Source organism: Parabacteroides gordonii MS-1 = DSM 23371 (assembly GCF_000969825.1).
GTDB lineage: Bacteria > Bacteroidota > Bacteroidia > Bacteroidales > Tannerellaceae > Parabacteroides > Parabacteroides gordonii.
Window position 1 is genome coordinate 1,971,274 of the sequence record NZ_KQ033919.1, and the last position, 15,481, is coordinate 1,986,754.

Sequence of the window (15,481 nt, forward strand, 5' to 3'; positions counted from 1 at the left end):
TATTTGAAAAATCATTTACGCAATAAATAGTTTACACTTTCTCTAAATATAACAGATTTCATAGACCACATAATAAAAATATATAAAGACACAGATATAAGAATTTTCAAAATAAAATTCACATATATATTATCCAACTTATATGTAACTAAAAAACTTCCACCCAATACAGCAAATGTAATAATTAAATAAGGAACTATGTCTTTAACTACATCAAAAAATTTAATACCAATTAATCGATTCGCAAAGTAATGCCAAGACAGCAACCAGCCCATATAAGCTACTACATAAGCAATGACCATCCATAATATACCATAAGGTAACATTACAACTAATAATAGTAACTGAAAAATACCAAAAATGATATTTGCATATAAGAAAATCTTTGAATTCCCTCTACTAATAACAATGTTTTTATACAATTCGCAGATCGGAGAAAATGCCCCCCAAACACATAAAATCTGTAATATAGGGACAGATGCTAACCACTTATCTGTAACAGTAATAAGAATTAACTCTTTAGCGACCAATGCCATACCAAACATTAACGGAAAAGAAATAAAGGCCGTAAAACGAATCATTTTTCTCAGAACCTGTACCTGTCGTTCTTTTTCTGATGTAACCTGTGCAAATACAGGTTGAGCTACACTGGTTATCATTCCTGAAATCAACCCTCCCCCCATATTCATCCATTTATAACCTTGGGAATAATAACCAACTTGCTGCACTGTATAAAACTTACCTAACAAAAGCGAAAAGACATTTGTAGAAACTTGCCCAAACAAATGGGTCAATAATAACTTAGAACTAAAAGGAAACATTTCTTTTAATGGCTTAATTGTAAAAGAAAATGTGGGACGCCATGGGGAATAATACCAACGAAAAAATGTTCCAATACCCATATATAGCGCATTCTGAACAGCAATTCCCCAATATGCTAAACCTTTTAAGGCCATTATCAATGCAACAATATTAGATAACAACAATGCAAAAATATCAATTTTCGCACGTTCTTTAACCATTAAATTTTTAAATAAATAAGCCGCCTGAGCAGTTCCAAAACATCCAAACAAAAAGCTTAAAAAAACAATTCGAGAAACCCACAATAATTTGGGCTGTTCAAAAAAAAGAGCAATCAATGGTGCTGAAAAAAATAAAATAATATATAAAACAACACCTGTAACTATATTAAACCAAAAGACAGAATTATAATCATCATGTCTAATATTCAATTTATTAGTCAATGCTGCAGAAAAACCACTTTCTTGCAAACTTCCTGCAATACCTGTAAAAATAGCCAATAATCCCACCAAGCCATAATCTTCTGCATCCAAAATTCGAGACAGAAATATTCCGAATAATAATGATAGAATCTGTTGTAATCCATTACTGATACCACCCCAAAAGAGTCCTTTAGCCGTTTTATCTTTTAATGTTTCTTCTTGCATTATACTAATTTCATCTCTATCTCAAATTGATTTTATAACATCACACAATAATTGCTACTCAAATTTTCATGAAAACAAATGAAATCGTAATATCGCAGATCTAAATTCGTTTTCAAATATAATGTATCCCGGTTGAATTTCAGTAACACAATTAAACATTTTCAGAAGTTCTTGTATAACTTCCTTGTCATCATGTAGATGATAAATACAAACTGATCCCGAAAGATTCTTTGCCTTTCCCAAAAGATTCTTTGCTCCTTTCAATGCGTTTCGCTCATAACCTTCTATATCCATCTTCAAGAAAAAGTTATCAGTTTGCTTATCTAAGAAATAGGAGTCCAACGTTACATTATTTTCATCATTTAAATCGCTTACATACTTTCGAACGATTGTTACTTTTTCTTTCCAAGGAGCAAATGTAGCCTTCAAAGCCTCTAACCATCTCTCATCACATTCAAAAAGATATGTATGATTAACATATTCAATTGTGTCAAGAGCAAAAATAGCCTCTGCTGCACCGATATCCAATAAAACTTTATTTCTCAAGTCACTATATGAAACAACATAACGATGAGCAGAACGTTCATCTTGTTCGATCAAAAGCCCTTTATACATCCCAGGAATATCATTAATCATATCACGCTGAAAATATAATCTTTTACCATGATGTATAACAAATGGAAGAGAGTTTTCCATATCAATATGAACATCAATAAGCAGTTGATCATATTTTCCTTTCCATAAATATGGATATGGAGTAAGGCAGTTTTCTGCCTTACTCCAGGCTTTATAAGCCTGCTCCTTTTCTGTTTTGGGAGCAACTATATTATAATAAACTCTATACCATTTATGCTTCATCCAAGGTTTAGAAATACGAATCACTGCTAATAAATCTCCCAGAAATACTCTGTAAATAAAAGCCCGTATATCACTAGGTATAACTTTTCTATATAATGCCGCTAACATCTTTTATTTTTTGATTCTCAATGCATTTTACAAAGCAACTATCACACTATCACTCACCACCTTCTACCTGGTGTAAATCAAACCATTCAAGCAGTGATAGTATCTGTGACAGAGCTTATTTATACTATCATACTATCACAAAAACAGTAATCTATTTACCGATAGTATACTACTTATTTTCAACGACATAACTATAAAAACTCATTGAGACCCGGGTCTCGAACAACTTCACACCCAGGTCTCCGCATCGTTCAGATCGGGGTGTAAAAAGCATGAAAATAGGGATCTCGAACAACTTTTCTCCTTGTTTTGTCTTAAAAAGGTAACTTGTTCGATATGAAAAAGTATATACTTAACACAAAAATAGAGACAGTGATAGTTTGTGATAGATCAGTGATAGATGATTTCATCAACTATCACCATTAAATCACTTATAAATCAAAAGATACATAAAAAAGGTGATAGTGTGATAGTTCTTTTTCAAAAACTCTTGAGAACAAACACACCATCCTTTTTACTATCGAATGTCCTGCATTTACCGCCCTATGCAATGATAAACAAACCCATTCTCCTCCATCTCCTTGATGTCATAGATATTACGGCCATCAAGTACCAGCGGGGTAGCCATCAGTTTCTTAATGGCAGACCAGGAAGGCATACGGAACTCTTTCCATTCCGTAACGAGCATCAGGGCATCGGCATCTACAACAGCATCATAGATGTCTTTTGCATAATGTACAGACTCTCCGATACGACGTTTAGACTCTTCAACCGCTACCGGATCGTAGGCATATACCTCACAACCTGCTGCCAATAACTTTTCTATCAGTACTAATGATGGAGCTTCACGCATATCATCTGTTTCCGGCTTAAATGCCAATCCCCAAATAGCGATGCGCTTACCTTTCAGATCTCCATTGAAATGTTTTTCCAGTTTACGGAATAACAGAGATTTTTGCTCATCATTGACATCTTCTACCGCCTGCAAAATACGCATCGGATAGTTATTCAGTTTCGCTGTATTGATCAGCGCTTTTACATCTTTCGGAAAGCAAGAACCTCCATAACCGATACCGGCATATAAGAAACGATTACCGATACGGTTATCCGAACCGATGCCTTTACGCACCATATTTATATCGGCACCGACAATCTCGCACAGGTTAGCCACATCGTTCATAAAACTGATACGGGTAGCCAACATAGCATTTGCAGCATATTTGGTCATCTCTGCGGATGGCACATCCATAAAAATCACACGGAAATTATTCAAAAGGAAAGGACGATACAGACGAGTCATCAACTCTTCCGCACGCTCCGATTCGACACCGACAACAACGCGATCCGGACTCATAAAGTCACTGATCGCCGCTCCTTCTTTCAGGAATTCAGGATTGGAAGCAACATCAAATTCGATCTGTGCCCCCCGTTTATCCAATTCATCCTGAATAGCCTGACGAACTTTCTTCGCCGTACCGACAGGAACCGTACTCTTTGTCACCACCAAAATATGTTTCTTGATATGGCGGCCAACCGTACGAGCCACTTCAAGCACATACTTCAAGTCCGCACTTCCATCTTCATCCGGCGGTGTACCTACGGCACTGAACAAAACTTCCACTTCGTCCAGGCACTCTGTCAAATCAGTTGTAAAATGTAATCTTCCGGCCTGTTGGTTACGATGAACCATATCTTCCAGCCCGGGTTCGTAGATAGGAATTATGCCTTGTTTTAGGTTCTCAATCTTTTCGGTATTTACGTCTACACAAAAAACTTCGGTACCCATTTCGGCAAAACAGGTTCCGGTTACCAGACCTACATAGCCTGTACCTACTATCGCTATTTTCATAATTTATAATCAAATACAAAATTAAAGACTTTTGAAATACTTAATCGTCTCAACCAACCCTTCTTCCAAACGGATGTTCGGTTCCCAGCCATTCAGCTTTTCCTTTGCCAAAGAGATGTTCGGTTTGCGCTGTTTGGGGTCATCAGCAGGAAGCGGTGTAAATATTATTTTTGATTTTGAGTTAGTCATTTTAAGCACTACCTCTGCCAGTTCTATCATTGTAAACTCTCTGGGGTTACCTAAATTTACGGGGCCGGTGAAGTTTTCTGAAGCCATCATACGAACCATGCCTTCGATCAGGTCATCCACATACTGGAAGCTACGGGTTTGTTTTCCGTCTCCATAGATAGTGATATCTTCCCCCTTCAGAGCCTGCACGATAAAGTTTGATACAACTCTACCGTCGTCCGGACGCATACGCGGGCCATAGGTATTAAAGATGCGGATGATTTTGATGTCGACTTTATTCTGTCTGTGATAATCCATAAACAGAGTCTCCGCACAACGCTTGCCTTCATCGTAGCAACTCCGGATACCTATCGGATTCACATTTCCCCAATAACTTTCTTCCTGAGGATGAACCACCGGATCCCCATATACTTCACTGGTAGATGCCTGAAGGATACGGGCTTTTGTACGTTTAGCCAACCCTAGCATATTGATAGCACCGATAACTGATGTTTTAGTTGTACTCACCGGATCGAACTGATAATGTATAGGCGACGCCGGACAAGCCAGATTATAGATTTCATCAACTTCTACATAATAAGGAAACGTCACATCGTGGCGGACCAGTTCAAAATATGGATTGTCCAATAAGTGGATAACGTTTTGTTTACGACCTGTAAAATAATTATCCATACAAATCACATTGTTTCCGTCTTTCAGCAGGCGTTCACAAAGATGAGAGCCTATAAATCCGGCTCCTCCGGTAACTAAAATCTGTTTCATGCTATTTGTTAAATTTGAGTTTCCCTATATATCTCAACAAGCTTCAAAAAATGAAAGCACGCAAAGGTTCGTCAGTCCCATGCCGAGAATGACTAAACTGTCACAAAGATAGGAAATTGAAGGGATTCTACCCCTATAAAAAAGCTTATTTGTACAAAAGCAGCCGGAGTGACTTACTAAAACTACTTATGTTATTAATACTAGTTATGCAATTATTCTTTCTGTGCGTAAATACGCTGTATCATATCGACCACCTTCATACCTTCCAGTACATTGGTAGTAATACTTTCCGATCCTGTGCCCGACAATACGCGAACGACATTGCGGATCACGAAGTTATGGTTCTGCGCCGAACCCTTATAAGGACCATAATCATTACCCGGATTAGTCGGAGCCAGCTCCGGCATTTCATAATCTTTCACATGACAATATTCCACTTCATTCATATATTGACCGCCGATCTTTACACTGCCATTCTCGGCTACGATCATCATACTGCTTTCCATATTCCTGTTCCATACAGAGGTTGAATAATTCAGACTACCCATTCCTCCGTTCACGAAGTTGAAGTTTACGAAGCCTGAATCTTCAAAAGCAGTCAGTTTCTCATGATTGAAATCCGCGAAACGAGCCTGGATATTGCAAATATCGCCAAACAGCCAGTACATGATATCGATAAAATGGGAGAACTGGGTGAAAAGCGTACCCCCATCCAATGCTGCATCCCCATGCCAGCCGCCCGGTTTATAGTAACGGTCATCACGGTTCCAATAACAATTCAACTGAACCATATAGATCTTACCGAGTTTACCGGACTCAATCATTTCCTTGATCCATACAGAAGGAGGAGAATACCGGTTCTGCATCACACAGAACACCTGTTTATGATATTTCAAAGAAGCATAAACCACCTTCTCCGCATCTGCCAGCGTCAGTGCCATCGGCTTTTCTATGACCACATTACATCCGGCCTCAACAGCCTTTACCGCCATAGAAGCATGCAAGCCGTTCGGCGTACAGATGTTAACTACATCTATCTGCAGACCGCTTTGCAACAAATCCTGCAGATCCGTAAAGAAAGGGACATCATAAGCCTCTATTCCCAACTCCCCACGAGGACGGATATCACACAAGGCAACCAGTTCAGCGTCCGGATCGCGGGTCACCATTTCGGCATGGCGCTTTCCGATATGCCCACAACCAACTACGGCAAATTTTATCTTATTCATCATATTTAAAATTGACTATAGCATCAATTATATATTCTTGTTCTTCTTTCGACATTTCGGTATGGATAGGCAGTGACAAGACGCATTTGCTCAAACGAGCCGATTCATCGATACATCCCGGCGTACGGGCCATCCATTTATAGGCATCCTGTGCCTGCAGAGGTAAGGGGTAATAAACCATCGAAGGAATACCTTTCTCTTTCAGGTAACTCTGCAACAGCTCCCGTTGCTTCGCCATCTCTGAAAAACCAGCCGCAGGCTTCAACTGAATCGTATACTGATGGTATACATGGGTAGAAAAAGCAGATCTCTTCGGAATGATTAACAGATCACACGAAGCCAGTGCTTCATCATACCTTCCGGCAACCACTCTGCGGGCTTCCGTGAATTCATCGATATGTTTCAACTTCACATCCAACACAGCAGCCTGCAAAGTATCCAACCGCGAATTACATCCGATCAGTTTATGATGATATTTACGTTCCTGCCCGTGATTGGCGATCATACGGATACGTTTAGCCAGTATCTCGTCGGAAGTCATCAGGGCTCCCCCATCCCCATAACAGGCCAATGGCTTGGAAGGAAAGAAAGAAGTCGTTCCGATCACTCCCATCGTTCCGGTTTTCTTCACATGCCCGTCTGCAAAAGTATATTCAGCTCCTATCGACTGGGCATTATCTTCTATCACATACAAGTGATATCTTTTGGCAAGTTGCAGGATCGGCTCCATATCACAGGACTGTCCAAACAAATGCACGGCTATTATCGCCTTCGTATTACGGGAGATCGCCCCTTCTATTTTCTGCGGATCGAGATTGAAAGTCTGCGGGTCGACATCCACCAGGACAGGCGTTAACCCCAATAAAGCAATCACCTCCGCAGCAGCCACATAAGTGAATGCAGGAACGATCACCTCATCCCCCGGCTGTAGTTCGAGCGCCATCAGTGCGATCTGCAAGGCATCCGTTCCATTCCCGCATGGGATCACGTAAGGAATATCCAGATAGCCGGCCAAATGATCTCCGAAGGTTTTCACCTGAGGGCCATTGATAAAGGCACTGCTTTCGATTACTGTTTGCATCGCAGTATCAATCTCCTCTTTCAGGCGATGATATTGTCCATGCAAATCGACCATTTGTATCTGTTTTTCAAACATCTTTATTCTCTTGTACCCGTTTTGTTTTTCCTTGCATTTAATAACGTAGCAACTGCTACATTATTATAAAAAAAGTGTGCCATTCATGCGGAAACAAGATGACACACCTTTGATACCTCTTACGCAAGGTTTATTTCTCTTATTTTACTTCACTACCAGGTTTCACCTCTTTTTCCGGAGTGATGACAGCCAGCTTACCGTCAAAGTTTTCCGCAGACAAGATCATTCCTTCCGATACGATCCCTTTCAGCTTACGGGGAGCCAGGTTTGCGATAAAGCAAACTTGTTTTCCTACCAACTCTTCGGGTGCATAATGCTGGGCAATACCGGAAACGATCGTACGTTTCTCCAACCCATCATCGATACGGAACTGCAACAACTTATCTGCCTTAGGCACTTTTGTACATTCCAATATCGTACCTACGCGGATATCCAGTTTTGTGAAATCGTCGAATTCAATGTTTTCCCGAATTGCTTTAGCCTTATAACTAGCCTCTTCGTTTGCTTTCTTCGTATCCAACAACTTCTGAACCTGTGCTTCGATCACGCTGTCTTCGATTTTCTCGAACAGAAGTTCTGATTTACCTAACTGATGACCGGCTTCGAGCAAGTCTGTCGAGCCCAGACGGTTCCACCCCAACGGCTCTACGTTCAACATCTTATTTAGTTTCTCCATGCTGAACGGCAGGAACGGTTCGAAAGCGATCGCCAGGTTCGCTGTGATCTGCAAAGCGATATTCATGATCGTTGCCACACGTTCCATATCCGTCTTGGCCAGTTTCCAAGGTTCTGTATCCGCCAGGTATTTATTACCGATACGGGCCAGGTTCATAGCCTCTTTCTGCGCATCACGGAAATGATACGTATCCAGCAGACGTTCCACATTGGCTTTCACATCTTCAAAATCCTTCAATGTCTGACGATCGTAATCGGTCAGCTCACCAGCAGCAGGCACTTTACCTTCAAAGTATTTCTCCGTCAGTACCAAGGCACGGTTTACGAAGTTACCCAGAATAGCAACCAGTTCATTATTATTGCGAGCCTGGAAATCTTTCCAGGTAAAGTCATTATCTTTCGTTTCCGGAGCGTTGGCCGTCAATACATAACGCAACACATCCTGTTTACCCGGCATATCCACCAGATATTCATTCAACCAAACCGCCCAGTTACGAGAGGTGGAAATCTTGTCGCCTTCCAGGTTCAGAAACTCGTTGGCAGGCACATTCTCCGGCAGGTTGAAAGAGCCTTCGGCTTTCAGCATAGACGGGAAAACGATACAATGGAACACAATGTTATCCTTACCGATGAAATGCAGCATCTTGGTTTCAGGATCTTTCCACCAGGTCTCCCAGCTATCCGGCAGCAATTCTTTTGTATTGGAGATATAGCCGATCGGTGCATCGAACCATACATAAAGCACTTTACCTTCAGCACCTTCCACCGGCACAGGAATACCCCAGTCGAGGTCGCGGCTTACCGCACGTGGTTGCAATCCCATATCCAACCAGCTCTTACACTGTCCGTATACGTTTGATTTCCATTCCTTATGATCTTCCAATATCCATTGACGCAGGAAAGGCTCGTGCTTATCCAACGGAAGATACCAGTGTTTGGTTTCCTTCATCACCGGCTCGCTACCGCTGATGGCAGACTTCGGATTGATCAGGTCTGTAGCATTCAACGAAGTACCGCAGGCTTCGCACTGGTCGCCATACGCTTTTTCGTTGCCGCAATGCGGACATGTACCGGTTATATATCGGTCGGCAAGGAATTGTTTAGCTTCCTCGTCGTAGTATTGCTCGCTTGTCTTTTCGATGAATTCGCCTTTCTCATACAGGGTGCGGAAGAAGTCCGATGCCACCTGTCGATGTGTCGGCGAAGTTGTACGGGAATAGATATCGAACGTGATACCGAAGTCCTCAAAAGATTTCTTGATGATGCCATGAAAACGATCCACCACATCCTGCGGTGTAACCCCTTCTTTTTTAGCGCGAAGGGTAATAGGCACACCGTGCTCGTCCGATCCCCCGATCATCAAAACATCCTCTCCCTTCAGGCGAAGGTAACGGGCATATATATCGGCAGGCACATACACACCAGCCAGGTGCCCGATATGTACCGGCCCGTTCGCATACGGCAACGCCGTAGTAATCAGCGTTCTCTTAAACTGTTTTTCCATACCTTGTGTTCTCTTTTTGAGGGGCAAAGGTACGGAAATATTTGTGAAAAGTGAATATAGGGTGATCGTATTTACACTGATAAGTCAGTCTTCATCTGACGGATAGTATTGAGGAGAGGATCTAAGTCCCGTTTTATTACATTAAATATTTCTTCTTCATCTATTCGATGGTACTCATGAGCAATAATATCCCGTAAACCCATAATTCCAGTCCATGGTACAATCGGATAATTTATTAAATAAGAATGTCCTGTTTTATTATCAATTGTCTTAACACTTTCTCCAATAAATATCAATTGCATACAAATACCGCTTAGAACAAACATTCCATCCGGACTTAATAAAAAATCCTCAGCACTGGATATCTGTCCGGATTTAGTTTGTATCAGCAAAATAGAATTTTCTATTCTGTTAAGCAAGGAAAGAATTCTTTCTTTTTCAAACATAGACTAAATCTTTTGAGATATTTTTCCCAAAATCAGAACCAGCCAACTGCTTTCTCAAACGAACAAGATCTACTTTACATCCAAACAAAGATTCCAATTCCTGTTTCATACGGCTGCGCAGTAAAAGATTAGCTTCTCCTTCATAAGCGACATCAACATCGCTATTTTCTGTTTGTTCATTCCTGACAACTGAACCGAACAAAGCCATCCGAACAACGCCATATCCTTTGGCATTATTCAAAAAATAGCTACGCAGTAACTCTATATATTCCTTCTTTGTCTTCATAAACAAACACTTACTTTATCACAAAGTAAAGTAATTTCGTTTGTATTTGCAAGGATATGCCTTATTATCCTTTTATTTATCGAATTATAATCTTCCTTGTTCCCATATCTCCCACTTTCACGAGATATCCCCCGGCAGGTAAGTTCAATGTGTATGCTCCGGCCGGTATCTTCTGATTACGGAACAGGGAGCCTTTGTAATCCCATATATATAACATCGACTCTTCTGCAACAGTAACCGATAACGTTTGTCCGGATACCGTGATCTGGGCATTTTCTTCTTTTTGGATCGATTCGTTATTGACAGTGGATTCTGCACCTAAGAAATATGCTTTTACTTCCGTATCGGATGTTACCGTATATGGATAAGGGTTCAGGGTGTTTCCGTCCCACCATTTGACAAATAACATCCCTGATGCCGGCTGTGCCTTAAGCTGAATTTTATCACCATGTGTTACTTTTCCGATAGGAAGGACAGATACAGTTCCGCCATCTGTTTGAGCCATCGTTACATCATAGGTATTTAATTTTAATCCAGACACTTTTACCGCAACCCCGTCTTTCTGTACCGGCAATTTATACACATACGTTTTCGTATCTGTTGCAGCACGTAAAGAGACCTCTGGTGACAGTTTTTGATCGTCAGCTGTCAACACCACTTCACTCTGACTGTATGCCGGCAGCAAAACAACTTTTAATTGTACCACATCTCCACTCTTTACAGCATCCAAGTTTGCATTCACACCGGTAATACCCGCTCCGGCCGTTTGATTCAGAATCACTTTCGCATAAGACTCGTCTCCTTTATCATCAAAAAGAGGGATCAGTTGTGCCGCATCTAATGCCGTTGATAAACGGGGATTATCTGTTTTTCCATCTGTCCATTTGGTAAAGACTTTACCGGCCGGTGCTTCCGCATGCAACAGAACCACCGTTTCTCCATATACCCCCTGCTTGGTAACATCTGCCATAGTCTCTACAACTTTCGCAGTTACATGTTCAGGTACTTTCAACGTCATGGCATCCCTACCAATACCTTCAACAGAAATACTGATATTTTTATTGATATGGTAAATCGCATATCCCCCTTTATTCTTCGTCAACTCTTCTCCATTAGCGCGAACCACCAGATTATCTTCGTGATAACCATTGGCAAATTGCAGATAGAATTTGAAAGTTCCGTCTTTCTTCACTTCAGTAGTAAAGCCGGAAAAAGGTTTCACCGTTACCCCTTCCAATTGCGGCAATGTAATCGCGTAGGCTTTATAATCGGAAATAAAACGAGCTGAGATAGTCGTATCCTTCGTTACTGTCAGTTGCAAAGGGTTCCTTTGACTGCCGGTACTCCATTGCAGGAACTTATACTCTTCATCCGCCGTTGCTGTTATAGAGACTGTCGCCCCATAGTCTACTGTCGCGGTCGTTTCTTCTGCTCCGTCTGTAAAACTGATCTTCCCGTTCTCTGTCTGCTGCAATGTAACCGTGCAGGTTCTGGCTTTCAGGCCGGAGACAGTCACCATAATATCGGAAGAACAATTCGTCAACGTATAAAGTCCGGAAGCATTCGCCCGAATCGTCGAGTCATTTGCCGAGACAACCATTGAGTCGAGATTCGTATAATAGTTTTTATCTACCGTCAGCTTAAATTCAAAAGAGCCTCCGGTCGTGGTAGCCGTCACCACATCGCCACCTGTCGGGTTGCTCGCTTTCACGCCAAGGGGGAGATCGAAAGTCAGGGTAATCTTCCCGTTATCGAAGATGATATAACGTGTTGTTACCCCATCCCGATAACCATCTTTCTTGGCAATAGCCTCCAAAAGAACCGTATCTTTAGCACTCTCAACCAGGAACTCACCCGAATAAGCCTTCTCCGGCGAACCGTCCAAACGGTAATATAAAGTTGTAGCCTCATCTGTTTTCTCCAACTGCACTTTCACCTCTTCTCCCTTCGGGAATTTATCTACACCGGATGGGGTAAGGTTTATTTTAGGGGCAGGGGCAGCAGGGACAGATGACATTGTAAACTCTGCCGTAATCTTCAAATCCTTTTCCGGCATCGTTATCAATTGCGGACTGGAGGTATACGTCTTACCGTCAATGACCAGTTGTTTCAATTCATAATTCGCATCCGTCGCTTCGGCTGTCACCGCCAACGATTCGCCTTTACCGATCATCGTTCCGGCAGGCAAGGCAACGCCATTGCGGGTAACGGTAATCTTACCATAAGAGGGTTGGGTAAAGATTAATTGGTAACCACGATCCCAGGTGGCGTAGAAGGTTTTGTTGCCGGAATCTGTCGCTTTAACCACCGGAGAAGATACCGGCTTTGTCAATAAATCATCTGCATACCAACCGGCAAAAGAGAAACCTTCACGTATAGGTATTGGAAGTTTGTCTACTGTACTTCCATACGTATACGAAGTCGGCTCATTCGTTCCTGCCAGAAACTCTCCGTAATAGCAATTTAATTCGATTTCATATTTTGCAGGCGCCCATTTAGCATATAATGTATGATCGCCACTTTTATCGGCTGCAATCTTACCTCCAAAAGGTTGTGTATAAGCTTTATCATAATACCAACCAGCAAAACCATAGTAATCCCTGTATGGTTTACGGGCAAATTCCGTTACTTCGCCATATACATATTGCTGCGTTGTTTGGCTAATACGTCCTCCGCATGGATCAAATGTCAAAATATATGTCTTAGGAGACCATTTCGCATAAAACACTTTATTGCCCGTGGAAGTCGTTGCTATAACTTCAACCGCATTCTCTAATTCCTCTTCAGTAAACCATCCTCCAAAAGTGTAATGTTCCTTTGTTGGATCAGGCAATTTAATCGCCTCCGTTTCATAGGTATACGTTGTAGGGGCATCATCCGGATTCGTACCGCCAAACAAATTATATGTTATATTATATACAATCAACTCCCATTTGGCCGTTAATGTTAATTTTTCGCTACCCGGAGCAATCGATGTCACTACTTTATCCTGATCATTATACCAACCTAAGAATTTATAACCGGCACGCTCCGTTTTAGGCATATCCTTTTCTGAAACTCCTTCTTTCACATTATATTTACGATCGTCAACAGGTGTGCCACCATTTTCAATAAATACAATATCATAATTGATCAACTCCCAGTCGGCAGTGATTGTAAAAGACATTTTTCGTCCTCCATCACTCACCGTACCGTCAGATACCGGAACTTCTGTAACCTGCTTATCCCCCAATTTCCATCCTTTAAGTTTATAACCAGTACGAGATACCACATCACCGGTTAATAGTATAGCTCTCTCATTATATGTATAAGTAATCGTTTTATCACCGGCATAAGAACCACCCTTCAGATCATACGTCAATGTATATTCGATAGGAGTCCATTTAGCATAAAAGACCTTATCTCCAGAAACGTTCGTAGGAATAGATATAACCTTTTTCCCATTTTCCGGGACATCCATCCAATATTCAAAGATGTATCCATCTTTGAAGTCCGGATTCTCAAATGAAGCTAATCCAGTTGTAACGGTAAAAGGTTCTTTATTCACTTCTGTATTTCCGTCATAGAAAGAGGCATAATAGGTTTTGTCTTTCCAATGGGCTTCAAGCTGCAAATCTTTCAGTTCAACCAAAGGGAACTCTACTTTTGTATTTGTTCCTTTTATGTACCAACCATCAAAGACCTTCCCTTCAGGAATCTGATCGGCATCAGGTTCAGAGAAATGATTATCATCAATTGTGAATGTTCCTTGTTTTACACCATTTACATTTACATCAAATGTTACATTATATATATGTTTTTCCCATTGTGCTGTTAAGGTATATACCTTATCTACCGATTGTGCCTCAACATCGTCATAGTTAATTGTCCTTACAATCGCATCATTATGTCGCCAGCTAGTAAAATCATATCCCCGTCTGGTTGGAGCCTGCAAAGTAATTGGTTTTCCTTCATTTTCCTTTATTGTATAGTATTCAATCGTATTGGGATTCGTATCTCCGCCATTTAAATCATAGCTAATCTTATATTCTATTAATAATGTTGTAGCATCAAATGTGATTGTACCACTAGCTACCCGATTTGTTAAGACCGGAATATCATTCACATATGTGACATTATTAGTCGATGTCCTCCAATTAGAAAATTCATAACCTTTTCCTACTTCATAGTTGGGATAGGAAAAGCCTCCATCCAAAGTGTAATTAGAGATCGCTGAATATTGCTGTCCATTTATATTAAACACAGCTTTGTAGTTGGATGATTTTATATTTGTTGCATAAGTGCCCTTAGTCCACGCCATATACTCGCTCAAATTACTATCCGTGTACGATATGTTTTGATTCGACACATACGCTCCATAAGGTATAAGAGATGCCAAAGAAGTTGAAGATTTTATTGTATAAGCAGTTGCTACAGATGGCGTTGATGCTTCTAGATCACAATCCAAAATCTGCAAAAAACCCGATTTAAATTCTAAAGCGACAGCATCATATCCTGAGCCACCTCCAAATTTATATTTTGTTGTAACGGATATTTTTCCACCCCCTTTAATGAGTAAACGAGCATTATTTCCATCGACCAGAATGCAAGTTGCTTTTGAGTTTGTCTTCTCCATAGAGATGATATACTTTGCTAAATTCAAAATAATATCTCCTCCTTTTATCTTAATCGTCTCCGATATGTTTACATTACCCGTCAATGTCACCGTATTTCCATTAACTGTAGCTTTTCCTTGCAATGCATCTTTTAACGCATTTGCAGAATTCACATCCACCGCCTTCACCCCGACCGAGCAAAGTACCCCGACCAGCAAAACCAGCCATTTCATATATCTCTTCCTTTCCATCTTCATATCCTTTCCTCCCAGCAAAACACCGTTTCTTTCGGGAGAAAACCCAGTTTCTTTCGGAAGAAAACATACGTTCTTCCGATACTACTCTATTTATTCTTAAACTGTTTTTATTTTATGCC

At 40.9% G+C, this 15,481-nt stretch carries 10 protein-coding genes; all 10 read right to left on the reverse strand.

The features are described 5' to 3' along the window. Positions 1–11: 11 nt before the first annotated feature. On the reverse strand, positions 12–1,448 hold the full coding sequence (locus HMPREF1536_RS07835) for a lipopolysaccharide biosynthesis protein (RefSeq protein WP_028726487.1): 1,437 nt from the start codon (positions 1,446–1,448) through the stop codon (positions 12–14). A gap of 66 nt (positions 1,449–1,514) precedes the next feature. Further along, positions 1,515–2,414, reverse strand: coding sequence for an FkbM family methyltransferase (locus HMPREF1536_RS07840; RefSeq protein ID WP_052349772.1), 900 nt, complete (start codon positions 2,412–2,414; stop codon positions 1,515–1,517). A 535-nt stretch (positions 2,415–2,949) separates the two neighbouring features. Beyond that, on the reverse strand, positions 2,950–4,263 hold the full coding sequence (locus HMPREF1536_RS07845) for a UDP-glucose dehydrogenase family protein (RefSeq protein ID WP_028726488.1): 1,314 nt from the start codon (positions 4,261–4,263) through the stop codon (positions 2,950–2,952). A 21-nt stretch (positions 4,264–4,284) separates the two neighbouring features. After that, positions 4,285–5,214 (reverse strand): UDP-glucuronic acid decarboxylase family protein, encoded by a 930-nt coding sequence (locus tag HMPREF1536_RS07850; protein WP_028726489.1) that lies wholly within the window; start codon positions 5,212–5,214, stop codon positions 4,285–4,287. 212 nt (positions 5,215–5,426) lie between these two features. After that, positions 5,427–6,446: a Gfo/Idh/MocA family protein gene (locus tag HMPREF1536_RS07855; protein ID WP_028726490.1), complete on the reverse strand. Its 1,020-nt coding sequence runs from the start codon at positions 6,444–6,446 to the stop codon at positions 5,427–5,429. Further along, positions 6,436–7,599 (reverse strand): DegT/DnrJ/EryC1/StrS family aminotransferase, encoded by a 1,164-nt coding sequence (locus HMPREF1536_RS07860; protein ID WP_028726491.1) that lies wholly within the window; start codon positions 7,597–7,599, stop codon positions 6,436–6,438. The genes HMPREF1536_RS07855 and HMPREF1536_RS07860 overlap by 11 nt, the downstream gene beginning before the upstream one ends. A 139-nt stretch (positions 7,600–7,738) precedes the next feature. Continuing rightward, positions 7,739–9,778, reverse strand: coding sequence for a methionine--tRNA ligase (gene metG / locus HMPREF1536_RS07865; RefSeq protein WP_028726492.1), 2,040 nt, complete (start codon positions 9,776–9,778; stop codon positions 7,739–7,741). A gap of 71 nt (positions 9,779–9,849) precedes the next feature. Further along, the gene (locus tag HMPREF1536_RS07870; protein ID WP_028726493.1) at positions 9,850–10,224 is read right to left on the reverse strand and encodes a HepT-like ribonuclease domain-containing protein; all 375 of its coding nucleotides are present in this window, start codon (positions 10,222–10,224) and stop codon (positions 9,850–9,852) included. After that, positions 10,217–10,510: a nucleotidyltransferase family protein gene (locus HMPREF1536_RS07875; protein ID WP_028726494.1), complete on the reverse strand. Its 294-nt coding sequence runs from the start codon at positions 10,508–10,510 to the stop codon at positions 10,217–10,219. The genes HMPREF1536_RS07870 and HMPREF1536_RS07875 overlap by 8 nt, the downstream gene beginning before the upstream one ends. A 76-nt stretch (positions 10,511–10,586) precedes the next feature. Next, positions 10,587–15,356 carry an InlB B-repeat-containing protein gene (locus HMPREF1536_RS26575; RefSeq protein ID WP_167331490.1) on the reverse strand — a complete coding sequence of 1,590 codons (4,770 nt, stop codon included), beginning with the start codon at positions 15,354–15,356 and terminating at the stop codon, positions 10,587–10,589. Positions 15,357–15,481 lie beyond the last annotated feature (125 nt).